The organism is Streptosporangium jomthongense, from assembly GCF_042650425.1.
GTDB lineage: Bacteria > Actinomycetota > Actinomycetes > Streptosporangiales > Streptosporangiaceae > Streptosporangium.
Genome location: NZ_JBHSBC010000008.1, coordinates 175096 through 191315 on the forward strand (window position 1 = coordinate 175096; position 16220 = coordinate 191315).

At 71.9% G+C, this 16220-nt stretch carries 13 protein-coding genes; 9 read left to right on the forward strand and 4 right to left on the reverse strand.

Translation table 11 applies throughout. From position 1 onward, the window contains the following. Positions 1–14 precede the first annotated feature (14 nt). On the reverse strand, positions 15–1904 hold the full coding sequence (locus tag ACFOYY_RS08805) for an ABC transporter ATP-binding protein (RefSeq protein WP_386189219.1): 1890 nt from the start codon (positions 1902–1904) through the stop codon (positions 15–17). Next, positions 1901–3721 carry an ABC transporter ATP-binding protein gene (locus tag ACFOYY_RS08810; RefSeq protein ID WP_386189221.1) on the reverse strand — a complete coding sequence of 607 codons (1821 nt, stop codon included), beginning with the start codon at positions 3719–3721 and terminating at the stop codon, positions 1901–1903. The genes ACFOYY_RS08805 and ACFOYY_RS08810 overlap by 4 nt, the downstream gene beginning before the upstream one ends. 308 nt (positions 3722–4029) lie before the next feature. Here ACFOYY_RS08810 and ACFOYY_RS08815 point away from each other — a divergent pair, with 308 nt between their 5' ends. The 9 genes from ACFOYY_RS08815 (at position 4030) to ACFOYY_RS08855 (ending at position 14574) form a co-directional block, all read left to right on the forward strand. Beyond that, positions 4030–4536, forward strand: coding sequence for a hypothetical protein (locus ACFOYY_RS08815; protein ID WP_386189223.1), 507 nt, complete (start codon positions 4030–4032; stop codon positions 4534–4536). A gap of 10 nt (positions 4537–4546) precedes the next feature. Further along, positions 4547–5659 carry a sensor histidine kinase gene (locus tag ACFOYY_RS08820; protein WP_362916956.1) on the forward strand — a complete coding sequence of 371 codons (1113 nt, stop codon included), beginning with the start codon at positions 4547–4549 and terminating at the stop codon, positions 5657–5659. Next, positions 5656–6366 carry a response regulator gene (locus ACFOYY_RS08825; RefSeq protein ID WP_386189225.1) on the forward strand — a complete coding sequence of 237 codons (711 nt, stop codon included), beginning with the start codon at positions 5656–5658 and terminating at the stop codon, positions 6364–6366. Before ACFOYY_RS08820 ends, ACFOYY_RS08825 begins: the two co-directional genes overlap by 4 nt. Before the next feature lie 213 nt (positions 6367–6579). Further along, positions 6580–6669 carry a K(+)-transporting ATPase subunit F gene (locus ACFOYY_RS08830; RefSeq protein WP_352012616.1) on the forward strand — a complete coding sequence of 30 codons (90 nt, stop codon included), beginning with the start codon at positions 6580–6582 and terminating at the stop codon, positions 6667–6669. Next, the gene (kdpA, locus tag ACFOYY_RS08835) at positions 6669–8330 is read left to right on the forward strand and encodes a potassium-transporting ATPase subunit KdpA (RefSeq protein ID WP_352012615.1); all 1662 of its coding nucleotides are present in this window, start codon (positions 6669–6671) and stop codon (positions 8328–8330) included. The genes ACFOYY_RS08830 and kdpA overlap by 1 nt, the downstream gene beginning before the upstream one ends. Positions 8331–8332: 2 nt before the next feature. Next, positions 8333–10486, forward strand: coding sequence for a potassium-transporting ATPase subunit KdpB (gene kdpB / locus ACFOYY_RS08840; protein WP_386189228.1), 2154 nt, complete (start codon positions 8333–8335; stop codon positions 10484–10486). After that, a complete protein-coding gene (locus ACFOYY_RS08845) occupies positions 10487–11335 on the forward strand; it encodes a potassium-transporting ATPase subunit C (RefSeq protein ID WP_386189230.1) in 849 nt (282 codons plus the stop codon). A 33-nt stretch (positions 11336–11368) separates the two neighbouring features. After that, positions 11369–13909: a DUF4118 domain-containing protein gene (locus ACFOYY_RS08850; RefSeq protein WP_386189232.1), complete on the forward strand. Its 2541-nt coding sequence runs from the start codon at positions 11369–11371 to the stop codon at positions 13907–13909. Then, positions 13906–14574 (forward strand): response regulator, encoded by a 669-nt coding sequence (locus ACFOYY_RS08855; protein ID WP_352012611.1) that lies wholly within the window; start codon positions 13906–13908, stop codon positions 14572–14574. The genes ACFOYY_RS08850 and ACFOYY_RS08855 overlap by 4 nt, the downstream gene beginning before the upstream one ends. A 69-nt stretch (positions 14575–14643) precedes the next feature. On the opposite strand, the gene ACFOYY_RS08860 is transcribed toward ACFOYY_RS08855, so the two are convergent. Further along, positions 14644–15288, reverse strand: a complete 645-nt coding sequence (locus tag ACFOYY_RS08860) for a 4'-phosphopantetheinyl transferase family protein (protein WP_352012610.1) — start codon at positions 15286–15288, stop codon at positions 14644–14646. Then, a complete protein-coding gene (locus ACFOYY_RS08865; RefSeq protein WP_352012609.1) occupies positions 15285–16124 on the reverse strand; it encodes a metallophosphoesterase family protein in 840 nt (279 codons plus the stop codon). Before ACFOYY_RS08865 ends, ACFOYY_RS08860 begins: the two co-directional genes overlap by 4 nt. Between the last annotated feature and the right edge of the window lie 96 nt (positions 16125–16220).

A 16220-nucleotide genomic window follows, 5' to 3' on the forward strand; every position in this document is an offset into this window, starting at 1 on the left:
CACCGCCCCCGCCGTTATCCGGGAAGCCTGCCCGGCAGGTCGGAGACGCTCTCGCGCCAGGCCCGGTGCAGGTCCGCGAACCGGCCCGCGTCCCGGACGAGCCGATCGGGCGGCCCGTCCTCGACGATCTCGCCGCCCTCCATGACCAGGACCCGGTCGGCGATCTCGACGGTCGAGAGGCGGTGCGCGATGATCAGGGCGGTCCGGTCGGCGAGGATCGTGCGCATCGCCCGCTGGACCAGCCGTTCCCCCGGTACGTCGAGACTTGAGGTCGCCTCGTCGAGGATCAGCACCGCCGGGTCGGCGAGGAAGGCCCTGGCGAAGGCGACGAGTTGCCGCTGTCCCGCGGAGAGCCGTCCGCCGTGCTTGCCGACCTGGGTGTCGTAGCCGTCGGCGAGCGCGGAGACGAAGCCGTGGGCGCCGACCGCCTTGGCGGCCTCGACGACCTCGGCCGTGGACGCCTCCGGCCTGCCGAACCTGATGTTGTCCGCGACCGACCCGGTGAACAGGAAGTTCTCCTGCGTCACCAGGACCACCGCCGCGCGCAGCGTCTCGTCGTCCAGGTCGCGCAGATCGACCCCGTCCAGCAGCACACGCCCGGCGACCGGGTCGTAGAACCTGGCCACGAGCTTGGCCAGGGTGGTCTTGCCCGCCCCCGTCGTGCCGACCAGCGCCACACTCTGCCCGGCGGGAATCGTCAGGTCCATCCTGGGCAGTATGGGGGTCCCGTCGAGGTAGGAGAACTCGACCGCCTCGAACCGGACGCCACCGCGTGGCCGTACCAGCGGCACGGGGTCACGCGGCTCGGCGACGTCGGGTCTCTCCTCCAGCACGCCGGAGAGCTTCTCCAGCGCCGCGCCCGCCGACTGGAATGCGTTGTAGAACTGGGAGATCTCCTGCATCGGCTCGTAGAACTGACGCAGGTAGAGCAGGAACGCGGCCAGCACGCCGACCGTGACGTGGCCGCCGAGCGCCAGCCACCCGCCGTAGAGCAGGATCGCGGCGATCGTGACGTTCCCGATCAGTTTGACGACCGGTGCGAAGATCGAGATCAGGCGCATGCCCCGGATGTTGGCGTCGCGGTAGTCGACGTTGAGCCGGCCGAAGATCTCCTGGTTGCGCGGCTCCCTGCGGAAGGCCTGGACCGCCCTGACACCGGCCATCGACTCCACGAAGTGGACGATCAGCAGCGCGACCGTCTCCCGTGTCCTGCGGTAGGCGATGCTCGACTGCCGCCGGAACCAGCGGGTGAACAGCAGCAGCACCGGCAGCGGGAGCAGGGCGACCAGGCCGAGCCGTACGTCGAGGACGAGCAGCAGGACGGCGGTCCCGGTCAGGGTCAGCACCGCGGTGACGAGCCCGTCGAAGCCGGATTCGAGCATCTCGTAGATGGCGTCGATGTCGGAGGTGAGCCGGGAGACGACCCGGCCGGAGGTGTAGTCCTCGTGGAAGGACAGCGACAGCCGCTGGAAGTGGGCGAAGACCCGCCGCCGCAGTTCGAGCAGGACGTCCTGGCCGATACGTCCGGAGCGCCTGAGGAACACCTGCCGGGTCGCCGCCTGGAGCGCCGCGGCCACCAGCACCGCCATGACCACCGCGACGAGCGTGCCCGGTCCCTGTCCCGAGGTCATCGGCGGGATGCCCGAGTCGATGCCCACCTTGACCAGGAACGGGATGGCCAGCGAGGCCCCGTTGCAGACCACGATGACCGCGACGAGCACCGCGATCTCCCGCCGGTACGGCCGCAGCAGCTCGGCCAGCAGCCGGCGCGACCGGGCGCGCAGCAGGAAGGAGGCCCGCTCGGACAGCTCGTCCTGGTTCTCCGCGGCGACGCCCCGCCAGCCCGGGCTCTCGCCGATCGTCGTCCTGTCCGTCTTCTGGTTCTCCTTCGTGGTCCCGCTCACAGCAGCGCCTCCTGTTCGTCCAGCGGCTCGTCGAGGGCCGCCGACAGCAGCTCGCGGTACTCGGGAACGGTCGCCATCAGCTCGTGGTGCGGGCCGACGTGGGTGATCGTGCCGTCGAGCAGCAGGGCGACCCGGTCGGCGAGCAGCACCGTCGAGGCGCGGTGCGCGACGACGATCCCGGTCGCGTCCCGCAGCACCCGCCTGAGCGCCTCCTCGACCAGGGCCTCGGTCTCGACGTCCAGGGCGGAGAGGGTGTCGTCGAGGACGAGGACCTTCGGCCTGGCCAGCACGGCGCGGGCCAGGGCCAGGCGCTGACGCTGGCCACCGGACAGCGACATGCCCTGCTCACCGATCCTGGTCTCCAGCCCCCACGGCAGGTCGTGGACGAACCCGGCCTGGGCGATCTCGACGGCCGCCGCCATCTCCTCCTCGGTGGCGTCGTGCCGTCCCAGTGTGAGGTTCTCCCTGACGCTCATCGAGAACAGCGTCGGCTCCTCGAAGGCGGTGGCGACCATGGTGCGGAGCGCGGTCAGGGACAGGTCCCGCACGTCGTGGCCGTCGAGGGTGACCCGGCCCTCGGTGACGTCGTACAGGCGGGGCACCAGCGAGGTCAGCGTGGTCTTGCCCGACCCCGTCGCGCCGACGACCGCCACCGTCTCCCCCGGACGGACGTCCAGCCAGACGTCGCGCAGCACCGGCCTGTCCGTGCCGGGGAAGGTGAAGCCGACCCCCTCGAAGCGCAGGTGCCCGCGGGGCCGTTCGACCGCGTCCGTGCCGCCGACGATGGCGGGCTCGGTGTCCAGGACCTCCATCACCCGGTCGGCCGCGGTCATCGCCTCCTGGCCCATCACCAGGATGAAGCCGAGCGCGGAGATGGGCCACACCAGCTGCAGCATCAGCGTGGTGAAGGCCACCATCGTGCCCAGGGTCAGCGCTCCCGTGCCGACCGCGAGCGCACCGGTCAGCAGCACCACGGCGAGGGTGACGTTGGGGACGACCTCAAGGAAGGTGAAGAAGCGGGAGGACAGGCCCACCTTCTCCATCGCGGTGCGGTAGATCTTCAGCGCCGCGTCGCCGAAGACGCCGCCGACGTACGGCCCCCGCCCGAAGGCCTTGATCGTGCGGATGCCCGCCGCGGACTCCTCGACCAGGGTGGCCAGGTCGCCCTGCTGGTCCTGGACCCGGCGTGAGGCGTCGACGTACCCCCGCTCGAAACGCAGCGAGATGAGGGCGATCGGCAACGCCGAGGCGGCGACCAGCAGGCCGAGCGGCCAGTACATGTTCAGCAGCAGGCCCGTGACCGTCACGATCTGGACGCTGATCAGGACGAGGAAGAGCATGCCGAAGCCGAGGAAGCGCCGGATCGCCGACAGGTCGGTCGTCGCGCGGGACAACAGCTGCCCGGACTGCCAGGAGCCGTGGAAGCCCATCGGCAGCCGCTGGAGGTGGGCGTAGAGGTCGTCGCGGATGCTGGTCTCCACGCCGAGGACGGCCTCGCCGAGCATCCACCTGCGCAGCAGGACCAGCAGCGCCTCACCCGCGCCGAGGGCCAGCGCGAGCAGGAACAGCGGGAGCAGCGCGCCGGTGTCACCGCTGGCGACGGGGCCGTCGATGACCTCCCTGCCGATCAGCGGGATGACGATGCCGATCCCGACCCCGGCCAGGGCGGCCAGCCAGATGACGATCAGCCGGGTCGTGTAGGGACGGAGGTAGGGCCGCAACCGCCACAGTGACGAGATCCTGGCGCGGCGGGGGTGGGGGAGAGGGGAACGGGTGGTACCGGATTCTCGCGCTGAGGCGACGGTATCGGGGGGCATCAGCAGGCAGCACACTCCTTACTGGGTTCAGCACTGTCCTCGCAGAAGGGCCCGTAAAGGCTAAAACCCCCGTCAAACGGTTTTCCGCGTCACGGGCCCCGGTGAACGCCCGCCGGATCGGTCCCCCCGTCCGGCGTGCGGCGACCATCAGAGTGTCCGCAACGGTTCAGACGCCGACAACTGTCCTGAAAGTGGGCCTCCCCTGACATCGGGGCCACACGACCCGCGTCTCCACCCACGGGTGGAGTTCTCCTGTCTCCACCCGTGCTCCGATCCGCGCCGGGACCACCGTCCCTACCGTCGGTGACATGGATTCGCTGCAGATCGCCGTCTTCTCCCTCGTCGTCCTCGCCCTCGTCGTCTACCGCCAGATGCGGACCCGGCCCGCCGCGGGACGCGGCCTGCTGGTCTTCGGCCTCATCCTGACGGGGGCCGGGGTGTACGGCGGCGGCCTCCTGGAGGAGAGCCCGTCCGTCCTCGGCGTCGCCGTGATCGCCGTCGAGGCGGTCATGGCCGTCGCCTTCGGCGCCCTGCGCGCCTGGACCGTGCGGGTGTGGCGGGAGGCCGACGGGGTCGCCTGGGCCAGGGGCACCGCATGGACCCTGGCGGCCTGGGCGGTCTCCTTCGCCGCCCGCCTGGCCCTGTTCGCCGCGGGCGGCGCGCTCGGCCTCACCTACCGGCCGGCCGCCGCCCTCGTCTTCGCGGGCCTGACCGTCGCGGCCCAGGCCGTCCTGGTCGCCAGGAGGGGGCGGATGCTCGGCGAGGCCGTACCGGCGTGGGTGCCCGCCTCGCAGCCGGCCGGGCGGGATCGGTAACGTCCGTGGCGTGACGACGCGACTCAGGGACACCACGATCGCCCCCGTTGTCCTGCGGGCCGGGGTGATCGTGTTGTTCCTGGTCGCGCAGGCGGGTGCCGGGGCCGGGTTCGGCCTGTCGGGGGAGAGGCTCGCGGTCACGCTCCTGGCCTTCGCCGTCGCCGGGTTCCTCGCCGTGGCGATCCTGCCGTCGGCGACCGGGCCCTCGCCGCGCCTGCCGCTCCTCGGGGTGCCGGTCAAGGTCGTGGCCCTCGGCCTGGCGGTGCTGCTCGCGCTCTGGCTGGAGATGGTGGCCGTCGACGGACCGGCCGTCGCGGTCCTGCTCTTCGGCGTGGGGACCGCCGCGGTCAGGTATCCCCTCGCCCGCTCGCTGCCGATCGGAGGGCTCGCGCTGGGCGGGCTGCTGGTGGCCGGGGCGGTGACCGGCGCCCTGGAGCGGGACCTCAGCCTGGCCTTCAGCCTCTGCATGGTCTTCATGATCGCCTACTCGATCAGGGAGCGCAGGGCCGCCAGGAGCGCGCAGGAGCGGGAGGCGGTGCTCGCCGAGCGCGCCCGCATCGCCAGGGAGATACACGACATCCTCGCCCACAGCCTGTCGGCGCAGATCGTGCACCTGGAGGGGGCCAGGATGCTGCTGCGCGCCGACCGGGCGGGAGAGGCCCTGGAACGGGTCGAGCGCGCCGGTGACCTGGCCAGGAACGGGCTTGAGGAGGCACGAAGGGCCGTGTCCGCGCTGCGGGAGAACCAGCCGCCGCTGCCCGAGGCGCTGCGGAGGCTGGCCGAGGAGTTCCACGCCGCGACCGGGCAGGAGTGCGCCCTGCTGACGTCGGGCAGGCAGCGGCGGCTGCCGCCGGAGACCGAGCTGGCGGTGATCCGCACCGCCCAGGAGGCGGTCACCAACGTGCGTCGGCACGCGCCCGGCTCCCCGGCGACCGTGCGGCTCGGCTTCCACGGCGGCTCGTGCGAACTGGAGGTCACCAACCCCCTGGCGGACTCCCCGGGGACGCCCGGGGGAGGATACGGGATCGTGGGCATGCGGGAACGGGCCGAGCTTCTCGGCGGGACGCTGGAGTCGGGGGAGCGGGAGGGGATCTTCCTGGTCCGGCTGCGGGTGCCCGCGTGAGCACCCGGGTGCTGGTGGCCGACGACCAGGCCGTGGTCCGCGAGGGGCTGGTCCTGCTGCTCGGCCTGCTGCCGGACGTCGAGGTGGTCGGCTCGGCAGGGGACGGGCTGGAGGCGCTGCGGCTGGTCGCGGAACTGCGTCCCGACGTGGTGCTGATGGACCTGCGGATGCCGAGGATGGACGGGGTCGAGGCGACCCGGGAGATCCGTGCCGCCTTCCCCGCGACCCAGGTCGTGGTGCTGACCACCTACGCGGACGACGAGTCGGTCTTCGCCGCGCTGCGCGCCGGGGCGCGCGGCTTCCTCACCAAGAGCGCGGGCGCGGAGGAGATCGGCAGGGCCGTCGCGGCGGTCGTCAACGGCGACGCCCAGCTCGACCCCGGCGTGCAGCGCCGCCTGCTCAACGCCGTGATGGGGGAGCCGTCCCCGCCGCCGGGCCGTACCCGGCCTGCGGAGCGGGAGCGGCAGGAGCGGCGGGGGCGGGGGCCGCTGCCCGACGGGCTGACCCCGCGTGAGGCGGAGGTGCTGCGCCTCATCGCCAGGGGACTGTCGAACGCCGAGATCGCCGCCGTCCTGTTCATCGGCGAGGCCACCGTCAAGACGCACATCAACAACCTGTTCGCCAAGGCCCGGCTGCGCGACCGGGTCCACGCCGTCACCTACGCCTACCGCGTCGGCCTGGCGGAGCCGGAGACCGGCGGGGCGTAGGGAACGCGTCAATAAACGGTGCGAAGGCGTATGGAACCCGTCAAGGCGCGCAAAAACCCATAAATCCCGCGATTTCCTTGTCGCATGGCCGCCAAACGGCGGCCGGGAACGTATGCGCCAACAAGGAGTGAGGATGGCCGACGTCATCTTCGTCGCCCTGACGATCGCGATCTTCGCGGTCCTCGGGCTCGTCGTCAAGGCGGTGGAACGGCTGTGAGCGCCGTCAACGCCATCGGCCTGGTCGTGGCCGTCGTGCTGGCGGCCCTCATGGTCGCCGCCCTGTTGTTCCCGGAGCGCTTCTGATGTCACCGGCCCTGTCGGGGATCGTGTTCATCGCCTCCCTGATCGTCGCCCTCGCGGTGGTCCACCGCCCGCTCGGCGACTACATGTACCGCGTCTACACCGCCCCCGGGCACCTGGCCGCCGAGCGGGTGATCTACCGGCTGGCCGGGGTCCGCCCCGAGGCCGGGCAGCGCTGGAGCGCCTACGCCCGCGCCGTGCTCGCCTTCTCCGCGGTCTCGGTCCTGCTGCTGTACGGCCTGCAGCGCCTGCAGGAACGGCTGCCGCTGAGCCTGGGCATGCCCCCGGTCACCGGCCACGTCGCCTGGAACACCGCGGTCAGCTTCGTCACCAACACCAACTGGCAGGCCTACTCCGGCGAGTCCACCATGGGACACCTGGTGCAGATGGCCGGGCTCGCGGTGCAGAACTTCGTCTCGGCCGCGGTCGGCATGGCCGTGGCGATCGCCCTGGTCCGCGGCTTCGCCCGCGGCCGGAGCGAGGAACTGGGCAACTTCTGGGTCGATCTCGTACGCGGCTCGGTCCGCATCCTGCTGCCGATCGCCTTCGTCGGGGCGCTCGTGCTGGTCGCGGGCGGCCTGGTGCAGAACCTCGCCGCGCCGTACGAGGTGACCACCCTGACCGGCGGCACCCAGGCGATCACCGGTGGCCCGGTCGCCAGCCAGGAGATCATCAAGGAACTCGGCACCAACGGCGGCGGTTTCTACAACGCCAACTCCTCCCACCCCTTCGAGAACGCCACCGGCTGGACGAACTGGGTGGAGATCTTCGCGATCCTGCTGATCCCGTTCGCGCTGCCGCGCACCTTCGGCCGCCTGGTCGGCGACCGGCGGCAGGGATACGCGATCGTCGCGATCATGGCCACCCTCGCCGTCGTCAGCGTCGCGGTGCTGACCGGCCTGGAACTGGCCCACAACGGCACCGTCCCGCAGGCTGTCGGTGCCGCGACCGAGGGCAAGGAGGTGCGCTTCGGCGTCGCGAACTCCGCGACCTTCGCCGCGGCCACCACGCTCACCTCGACCGGCGCCGTCAACTCCTTCCACGACTCCTACACCGCGCTCGGCGGCATGGTCACGATGGTCAACATGATGCTGGGCGAGGTCGCGCCCGGCGGCGTCGGCTCCGGTCTGTACGGCATGCTGGTACTGGCCGTGATCACGGTGTTCGTCGCCGGGCTGATGGTCGGCCGCACCCCCGAGTACCTGGGCAAGCGGATCGGCGCCCGCGAGATCAAACTCGCCTCGATGTACTTCCTGGTCACCCCCGTCCTGGTGCTCGTCGGCACCGCGCTGGCGATGGGCTCGTCCGAACAGCGCGCGAGCATGCTCAACGGCGGGCCGCACGGCCTGTCGGAGGTGCTCTACGCCTTCACCAGCGCCTCGAACAACAACGGCTCGGCCTTCGGCGGCCTGACCGTCAGCACGCCGTGGTACGACACCGCGCTCGGGCTGTGCATGGCGTTCGGCCGGTTCCTGCCGATCGTGTTCGTGCTGGCCCTGGCCGGCTCCCTGGCCCGCCAGGACCCGGTTCCGGTCTCGGCGGGCACGCTGCCGACCCACCGGCCGCAGTTCGTCGGCATGGTCGTCGGCGTGACGGTCGTCCTGGTCGCGCTGACCTTCCTCCCCGCCCTGGCGCTCGGCCCGCTCGCAGAAGGAATCCGGTAGACGTGTCCACCCCAACGCTCCAGGCCCCGGCCCCGGGGAGCCCGCGCAAGGAGAGCCGGGTCGGCGGCGGCCTGCTCGACCCCGCCCAGCTGATCACCTCCCTTCCCGCCGCGTTCACGAAGCTCAACCCGGCCACGCTGTGGCGCAACCCCGTCATGTTCGTCGTCGAGGTCGGCGCGGTCTTCACCACCGCCCTCGCGATCCTCGACCCCTCGTTCTTCGCCTGGGCCGTCGTGGTCTGGCTCTGGCTGACCGTGCTCTTCGCCAACCTCGCCGAGGCCGTGGCCGAGGGCCGGGGCAAGGCGCAGGCCGCCACACTGCGCGCCGCCAAGCGCGACACCGTCGCCCGCAGGCTCAGGGACTGGCGGCCAGGCTCCGAGGAGCCCTCCTACGACCAGGTCGGCGCGCCCGAACTGCGGCAGGGCGACCACGTGGTCGTCGAGGCGGGGGAGATCATCCCCGGCGACGGTGACGTGGTCGAGGGCATCGCCAGCGTGGACGAGTCGGCCATCACCGGCGAGTCAGCGCCCGTCATCCGCGAGTCCGGCGGCGACCGCTCCGCCGTCACCGGCGGCACCAAGGTCCTCTCCGACCGGATCGTCGTACGGATCACCCAGAAGCCCGGGGAGAGCTTCATCGACCGGATGATCGCCCTGGTCGAGGGCGCCGACCGGCAGAAGACCCCCAACGAGATCGCCCTCAACATCCTGCTGGCCGCGCTGACCGTCATCTTCCTGATCGCGACCGTCACCATGCAGCCCCTGGCCATCTACTCCAAGGCCGTCAACCCCGGGGTCCCCGACTCGCTCGCACTGACCGCCGACGGCGTCAGCGGGATCGTGCTCGCGGCCCTGCTGGTCTGCCTCATCCCCACCACGATCGGCGCCCTGCTGTCGGCGATCGGCATCGCGGGCATGGACCGGCTCGTGCAGCGCAACGTGCTGGCCATGAGCGGCCGCGCGGTCGAGGCCGCGGGGGACGTCTCCACGCTGCTGCTGGACAAGACCGGCACCATCACGCTCGGCAACCGGCAGGCCGCCGAGTTCGTCCCGGCGCCCGGCGTCTCCGCCGAGGAACTGGCCGAGGCGGCCCAGCTGTCCAGCCTCGCCGACGAGACCCCGGAGGGCCGCTCCATCGTCGTGTTCGCCAAACAGGCCTACGGCCTGCGTGAACGCGCCCCCGGTGAGCTGGCCCACGCCGAGTGGGTGCCCTTCACCGCCCAGACCCGCATGTCCGGGGTCGGGGTGGACGGCCGCCAGGTCCGCAAGGGCGCGGCGACCGCGGTGATGAAGTGGGTGCGCGACCACGGCGGCCACCCGACCGGCGAGGTCGGCGCGATAGTGGACGCCGTCTCCGCCTCCGGAGGCACCCCGCTGGTCGTCGGCGAGATCACGGGCGGCCCCGGTGGCACCGCCAGGGTGCTCGGCGTGATCCACCTCAAGGACGTCGTCAAACAGGGCATGCGCGAACGGTTCGACGAGATGCGCAGGATGGGCATCCGCACCGTCATGATCACCGGCGACAACCCGCTGACCGCCAGGGCCATCGCCGACGAGGCCGGGGTCGACGACTTCCTGGCCGAGGCCACCCCGGAGGACAAACTCGCGCTGATCCGCAAGGAACAGCAGGGCGGGCGGCTGGTCGCGATGACCGGCGACGGCACCAACGACGCCCCCGCCCTCGCCCAGGCCGACGTCGGGGTGGCCATGAACACCGGAACCTCCGCCGCCAAGGAGGCCGGGAACATGGTCGACCTGGACTCCAACCCCACCAAGCTCATCGAGATCGTGGAGATCGGCAAGCAGCTGCTCATCACCCGGGGCGCGCTGACCACCTTCTCCATCGCCAACGACGTCGCCAAGTACTTCGCGATCATCCCGGCGATGTTCGCCGCCGTCTACCCGGGCCTGGACGCGCTCAACGTCATGCGGCTGGCCGGCCCGCAGTCGGCGATCCTGTCGGCGGTGGTGTTCAACGCGATCGTCATCGTCGCGCTCATCCCGCTGGCCCTGCGCGGGGTGCGCTACCGCCCTGCCAGCGCCTCCAGGCTGCTCAGCCGCAACCTGTACGTCTACGGCCTCGGCGGCGTCGTCGCGCCGTTCGCCGGCATCAAAGTCATCGACCTGCTCATCCAGTTCCTTCCAGGGATGTCTTAAATGGAACGCCTGCCCGGCTGGCTCAGCCGTCACATCGCCGCGCTGCGCGCGCTGCTCGTCCTCACCCTGCTCCTCGGGCTGGCCTACCCCCTTCTCGTCACCGGAGTCGCCCAGGCCGTGTTCGGCCACCAGGCCGACGGATCCCCCGTCCAGAAGGACGGCAAGGACGTCGGCAGCGAGCTGATCGGCCAGAACTTCACCGGCAAGGACGGAACCCCCGTCGGGAAGTACTTCCAGAGCCGTCCCTCGGCGGCGGGCGACGGCTACGACCCGCTGGCCAGCGGCGCGAGCAACCTGGGCCCCGAGGACGTCCTGGACGTCCTCCCCGTACCGGGTGACGCCGGTAGGCCGTCCCTGCTGACGCGGGTCTGCGCCCGCTCCAGGGCGGTCGGGGAGCTGGAGGGCGTCAGCGGCGCCAGGCCGTACTGCACGCCGGACGGGGTCGGCGCGGTGCTGAAGGTCTTCCCCACGACCGGCACCCCCCAGCGGGTGGTCAGCGCCAACCAGGCCTGCCCCGTCACGCCGTTCCTCACCGCCTACCAGGGCGTCAGGGTCACCTGCGCCAAGCCGGGGGAGGACCTGTCGGCGGGCCGTACGGTCCCGGTCCGCGGCACGGGGGTCGCGGTCGTGCCCGCCGACGCCGTCACCGCGAGCGGCTCAGGGCTCGACCCGCACATCTCCGTGGCCTACGCCGAACTCCAGGCCCCCCGGGTGGCCAGGGAACGCGGCCTGGGCGTGGCGCGGGTCAGGGAACTGATCAGGGAGCACACGACCGGCAGGCCCCTGGGCTTCATGGGCGAGGCGGCGGTCGACGTCCTGGAACTCAACCTCGCCCTCGACAGGGGATGATCGTAGGAAGAGGCGAGAGGAGATGAGCGGGCGATGAACGGGGCGCGCGGGAAACTGCGGATCTACCTGGGCGCGGCCCCCGGCGTCGGCAAGACCTACGCGATGCTCGACGAGGGGCACCGGCGCCTGGGACGCGGCACGGACGTGGTCGTGGGGCTCGTCGAGACCCACGACCGGCCCCGCACCGCGGCGCTGCTCGACGGCCTTGAGACCGTCCCCCGCGCGACCCTGGTCCACCGGGGGGCGAGCTTCACCGAGCTGGACGTGGACGCCGTCATCGCCCGCAAACCGAAACTGGCGCTGATCGACGAGCTGGCGCACACCAACGTGCCCGGCTCGCGCAACGCCAAGCGCTGGCAGGACGTCGAGGAGATCCTGGACGCGGGGATCGACGTCATCTCCACCGTCAACATCCAGCACCTGGAGTCGCTCAACGACGTCGTCCAGGAGATCACCGGCGTTCCGCAGCGCGAGACCGTCCCCGACGAGGTGGTACGGCAGGCCGACGCCGTACAGCTGGTGGACATGGCGCCGGACGCGCTGCGCCGCAGGATGGCCCACGGCAACATCTACCTTCCGGAGAAGGTGGACGCGGCCCTGTCGAACTACTTCAGGGTCGGCAACCTCACCGCGCTGCGGGAGCTGGCGCTGCTGTGGGTCGCGGGCAAGGTCGACGACCAGCTCGACCGCTACCGCGCCGAACACGGCATCGCCGGGACCTGGGAGGCGCGCGAACGCGTCGTGGTCGCGCTGACCGGCGGCCCCGAGGGCGACACCCTGGTACGGCGGGCCGCCAGGATCGCCGCCAGGACCAAGGGCGCCGATCTGCTGGCCGTCCACGTCACCCGTTCCGACGGGCTGAACGGCACCGACCCGGCGCACCTGGCCCGCCAGCGCGCCCTGGTGGAGAGCCTGGGCGGCACCTACCACCAGGTGGTCGGCGACAGCGTCCCGCGCGCGCTGCTCGACTTCGCCGGCGGGGTCAACGCCACCCAGCTCGTGCTCGGCGCCTCCCGCAGGGGACGTTTCGCGCAGCTTTTCTCCCGGGGGGTCGGGGTCACGACCACCGCCCTGTCCGGCTCCATCGACGTCCACATGATCACGCACGGCGAGGTGGGCAGAGGAGCCGGGCGCGACCGGCCGAGGGCGGCGCTCACCCGAGGACGCAGGATCGCGGGCTGGGCCATGGCGCTGCTGGGCATCCCGGCGATCACCGCGCTGCTCGCCCCGCTCAGGGACGGCCTGAAGCTGTCGAGCGCGATCCTGATATTCCTGCTCATGGTGGTCTGCGTCGCCCTCGCCGGAGGGATGTGGCCCGCGGTCACCGCGGCCGTCGCCGGGTTCATGCTGCTCAACTACTACTTCACCCCGCCGGTCGACCGGTTCACCATCGCCGACCCGGAGAACATCTTCGCGCTCAGCGTCTACGTGCTGGTCGCCGTCATGGTCAGCGCGGTGGTCGACCTGGCCGCCAGACGGACCAGGGAGGCGGCCAGGGCGAGCGCGGACGCCGAGGTGCTGTCCACCCTGGCGGGACACGTGCTCAGAGGGGAGGCGGCGCTGGCTTCCCTGCTGGCGCGGCTGCGCGAGACCTTCGGGCTGACCTCCGTCACGCTGCTCGAACGCACCGGCGAGCCCGCCCCCGACGACCGCTCCGAGCCCGCGGCGTGGCGGATCGCGGCCACCTCGGGAGGGCCGCCCTGCGCCACCCCCGGCGCCGCCGACACCGACGTGGTGATCGACCGCGACCTGGTGCTCGCCGCGCGCGGCAGGCTGCTCGACGCGGCCGACCGCAGGGTCCTGGAGGCCTTCGCCGCGGAGGCGGCCGTCGCCCTGCGCCAGGAGCGGCTGCGGCGTGAGGCGGACCTGGCCGGGCCGCTGGCCGAGGCCGACAGGATGCGCACCGCGCTGCTCGCCGCCGTCAGCCACGACCTGCGCACCCCCCTGGCCTCGGCCAGGATCGCGGTCGACAGCCTGCGCAGCACCGAGATCGACTGGAGCGAGACGGACCGGCGGGAACTGCTGGCCACCGCGGACGAGTCGCTGGTCAAGCTCGACCGGCTGGTCGCCAACCTGCTCGACATGAGCCGCCTGCAGGCGGGGGTGCTCGGACTGGCCCTCGAACCCGTCGCGGTGGGGGAGGTCGTCCCGCGCTCCGTCGACGACCTCGGGCCGCTCGGCGAGCGTGTCGAGGGCGACATCCCGCCCGGCCTGCCCGAGGTCGTCGCCGACCCGGCCCTGGTCGAGCGGATCCTGGTCAACGTGATGTCCAACGCGGTGCGCTACACCCCGGGAGACCACAAGGTCCTGGTCACCGCCAGCTCCTACGGCGACAGCGTCGAGGTCCGCGTCATCGACCGGGGCCCCGGCGTGCCGAGGGAGGCGCACGACCGGATCTTCATGCCCTTCCAGCGCCTGGGCGACCGCGACAACCACACCGGTGTCGGCCTCGGCCTCGCCCTCTCCAGAGGGCTGGCCGAGGCGATGGGCGGGACGCTCACGCCGGAGGAGACACCAGGGGGAGGCCTCACCATGATCCTGAAGCTGCCCATCGCCCCCGAGGAGCGGACATGACCCGCGTCCTCGTCGTCGACGACGAACCGCAGATCCTGCGCGCGCTGCGCATCAACCTCCTGGCCAGGCACTTCGAGGTCGCGGTCGCCGACGGCGGCGGCGCCGCCCTGCGCGAGGCCGCCGACTGGCACCCCGACCTCGTCGTCCTGGACCTCGGGCTGCCGGACATCGACGGGATCGACGTCATCCACGGGCTGCGCGGCTGGACCAAGGTGCCGATCATCGTGCTGTCCGGACGGGCGGGCAACCAGGACAAGGTCGAGGCCCTGGACGCCGGGGCCGACGACTACGTCACCAAGCCGTTCAACATCGACGAACTGCTGGCCCGCATCAGGGCCGTCACCCGCAGGACCACCGTCCACGAGGCCGAACTCGCCCGCGTCGAGGTCGGCGCGCACGTGGTCGACCTGGCGGGCAAGACGATCTCCGGAGGGGTACGGCTGACGCCGACCGAGTGGCAGTTGCTGGAGATCCTGCTGCGCAACCCGGGCAAACTCATCAGCCAGCGCCAGCTGCTGACCGAGGTCTGGGGCGCCGCCTACGTCAGGGAGACCCACTACCTGCGCCAGTACATGGCCCAGATCCGCAGGAAACTGGAGCCCGACCCGGCCCGCCCGGTCCACCTGCTCACCGAACCCGGCATGGGCTACCGCTTCCAGCCCTGAACGAACCCCGTCCTGGAAGGGCGGGCGACGGGACAGCACCGTAATCCTGAAAAATCAGGAAAAGGCGGCTCATGCCGTGCGGGGGCGTGCGATGGCCGTCATCAGCAGGCCGCCGGACACCAGCCACCGGCCGTCGAACCCCGTCAGCGGGCGCCCCTCGACCAGCGGGCCCTCGACGAGGATGCGGGCGCTGAAGACGCCCGAAGGGTCGAAGGTGACGTGGGCCTCCTCGAAGCCGAGCCAGCGCCGGGCCAGGGGGTACCAGGCCTTGTAGACGCTCTCCTTGGCGCTGAACAGCAGCCGGTCCCAGTGCACGTCCCCGCCGAGCAGTTCGAGCTCCTTGCGTTCGCCCTCCGAGGAGACGGCCCCGAGCACGTCCTCGGGGAGCGGCTCGTGGGGCTCGGCGTCGATGCCGACGGTCAGGGCCTCAAGAGAGACGGCGGCGGCGCGGTAGCCCGCGCAGTGGGTGATGGCGCCCGTCACCCCGCCGGGCCACGTGGGTGCCCCGCGCTCGCCGGGCAGGATCGGCACGGACGGCAGTCCGAGATCGGCCAGCGCCCGCCTGGCGCAGTGGCGCGCGGTGGTGAACTCGATCCGCCGTTTGCCGACCGCGCGGGCGATGACGGCCTCCTCCTCGGGGAACAGCGTGGCCTCGGGCGGGTCGTCGAAGGCCTCGGCGCTCGCCACCCAGGACGGCAGAATCCTGTCGATCACGAGGCCGCCCCGGGGGAGGACAGGATCAGGCGCGGCCTGCCGGGCGGGGTCGGCCGGGGCCGCCACTCACGGGGATAGCCGAGGGAGACCTCCTCGAAGCGCACGCCGTCGTGCCAGGTCGTCCTGGGGATGTGCAGATGGCCGTAGACGACCGCGGCGGCGTCGAAACGCAGGTGCCAGTCGGCGGTCAGCTCGGTGCCGCACCAGATCGCGAACTCCTGGTGCCGCAGGATCCTGGTCGGCTCACGGACCAGCGGATAGTGGTTGACGAGCACGGTGGGCACGCCCTCGGGGCGTCCGGCGAGCCTGCGTTCGGTCTCGGCGATCCTGGCCCGGCACCAGGCGGCACGGGAGGGGTACGGGTCGGGGTGCAGGAACATCTCGTCGGTGCACACCACCCCCTTCTCGTACGCCAGGGCCAGCGCCTCCTCCTCGGTCGCCGCGCCGGGCACCCGGAAGGTGTAGTCGTAGAGCACGAACAGCGGGGCGACGGCCACCGGCCCGCCGGGCCCCTCCCACACCGGGTAGGGGTCCTCGGGGGTCACCACCCCCAGGTTCTGGCAGACCTTCACCAGGTGCCGGTAGCGTTCCTCGCCGCGCAGCTGGACGGGGTCGCTGGGATGGGTCCACAGCTCGTGGTTGCCCGGCGCCCACACGACCTTCGCGAAGCGCTCGGAGAGCAGGCGCAGTGCCCACTCGACGTCGGCGACCGCCTCGGAGACGTCCCCGGCGACCAGCAGCCAGTCGGAGGGGGAGTCCGGCCGCAGCCCCTCGACGATCCTCCGGTTCTCCTGGTATCCGATGTGCAGGTCGCTGATGGCCAGCAGCGAGGTCATGCTTGCACCGTCCTCGGTGGTTCAGAGGTCTCCCGGGCCACGGCGGCCCGGGGGTCGTCCGCCGGGGCGGGCCCACGCGGCCGCGCCGTACGGCGT

Coding starts and splice junctions, on each gene's coding strand:
- ACFOYY_RS08810 (WP_386189221.1), bottom strand. CDS start 3,721: ATGCCCCCCGATACCGTCGCCTCAGCGCGAGAATCCGGTACCACCCGT.
- ACFOYY_RS08815 (WP_386189223.1), top strand. CDS start 4,030: ATGGATTCGCTGCAGATCGCCGTCTTCTCCCTCGTCGTCCTCGCCCTC.
- kdpA (WP_352012615.1), top strand. CDS start 6,669: ATGTCACCGGCCCTGTCGGGGATCGTGTTCATCGCCTCCCTGATCGTC.
- ACFOYY_RS08845 (WP_386189230.1), top strand. CDS start 10,487: ATGGAACGCCTGCCCGGCTGGCTCAGCCGTCACATCGCCGCGCTGCGC.
- ACFOYY_RS08850 (WP_386189232.1), top strand. CDS start 11,369: ATGAACGGGGCGCGCGGGAAACTGCGGATCTACCTGGGCGCGGCCCCC.
- ACFOYY_RS08855 (WP_352012611.1), top strand. CDS start 13,906: ATGACCCGCGTCCTCGTCGTCGACGACGAACCGCAGATCCTGCGCGCG.
- ACFOYY_RS08865 (WP_352012609.1), bottom strand. CDS start 16,124: ATGACCTCGCTGCTGGCCATCAGCGACCTGCACATCGGATACCAGGAG.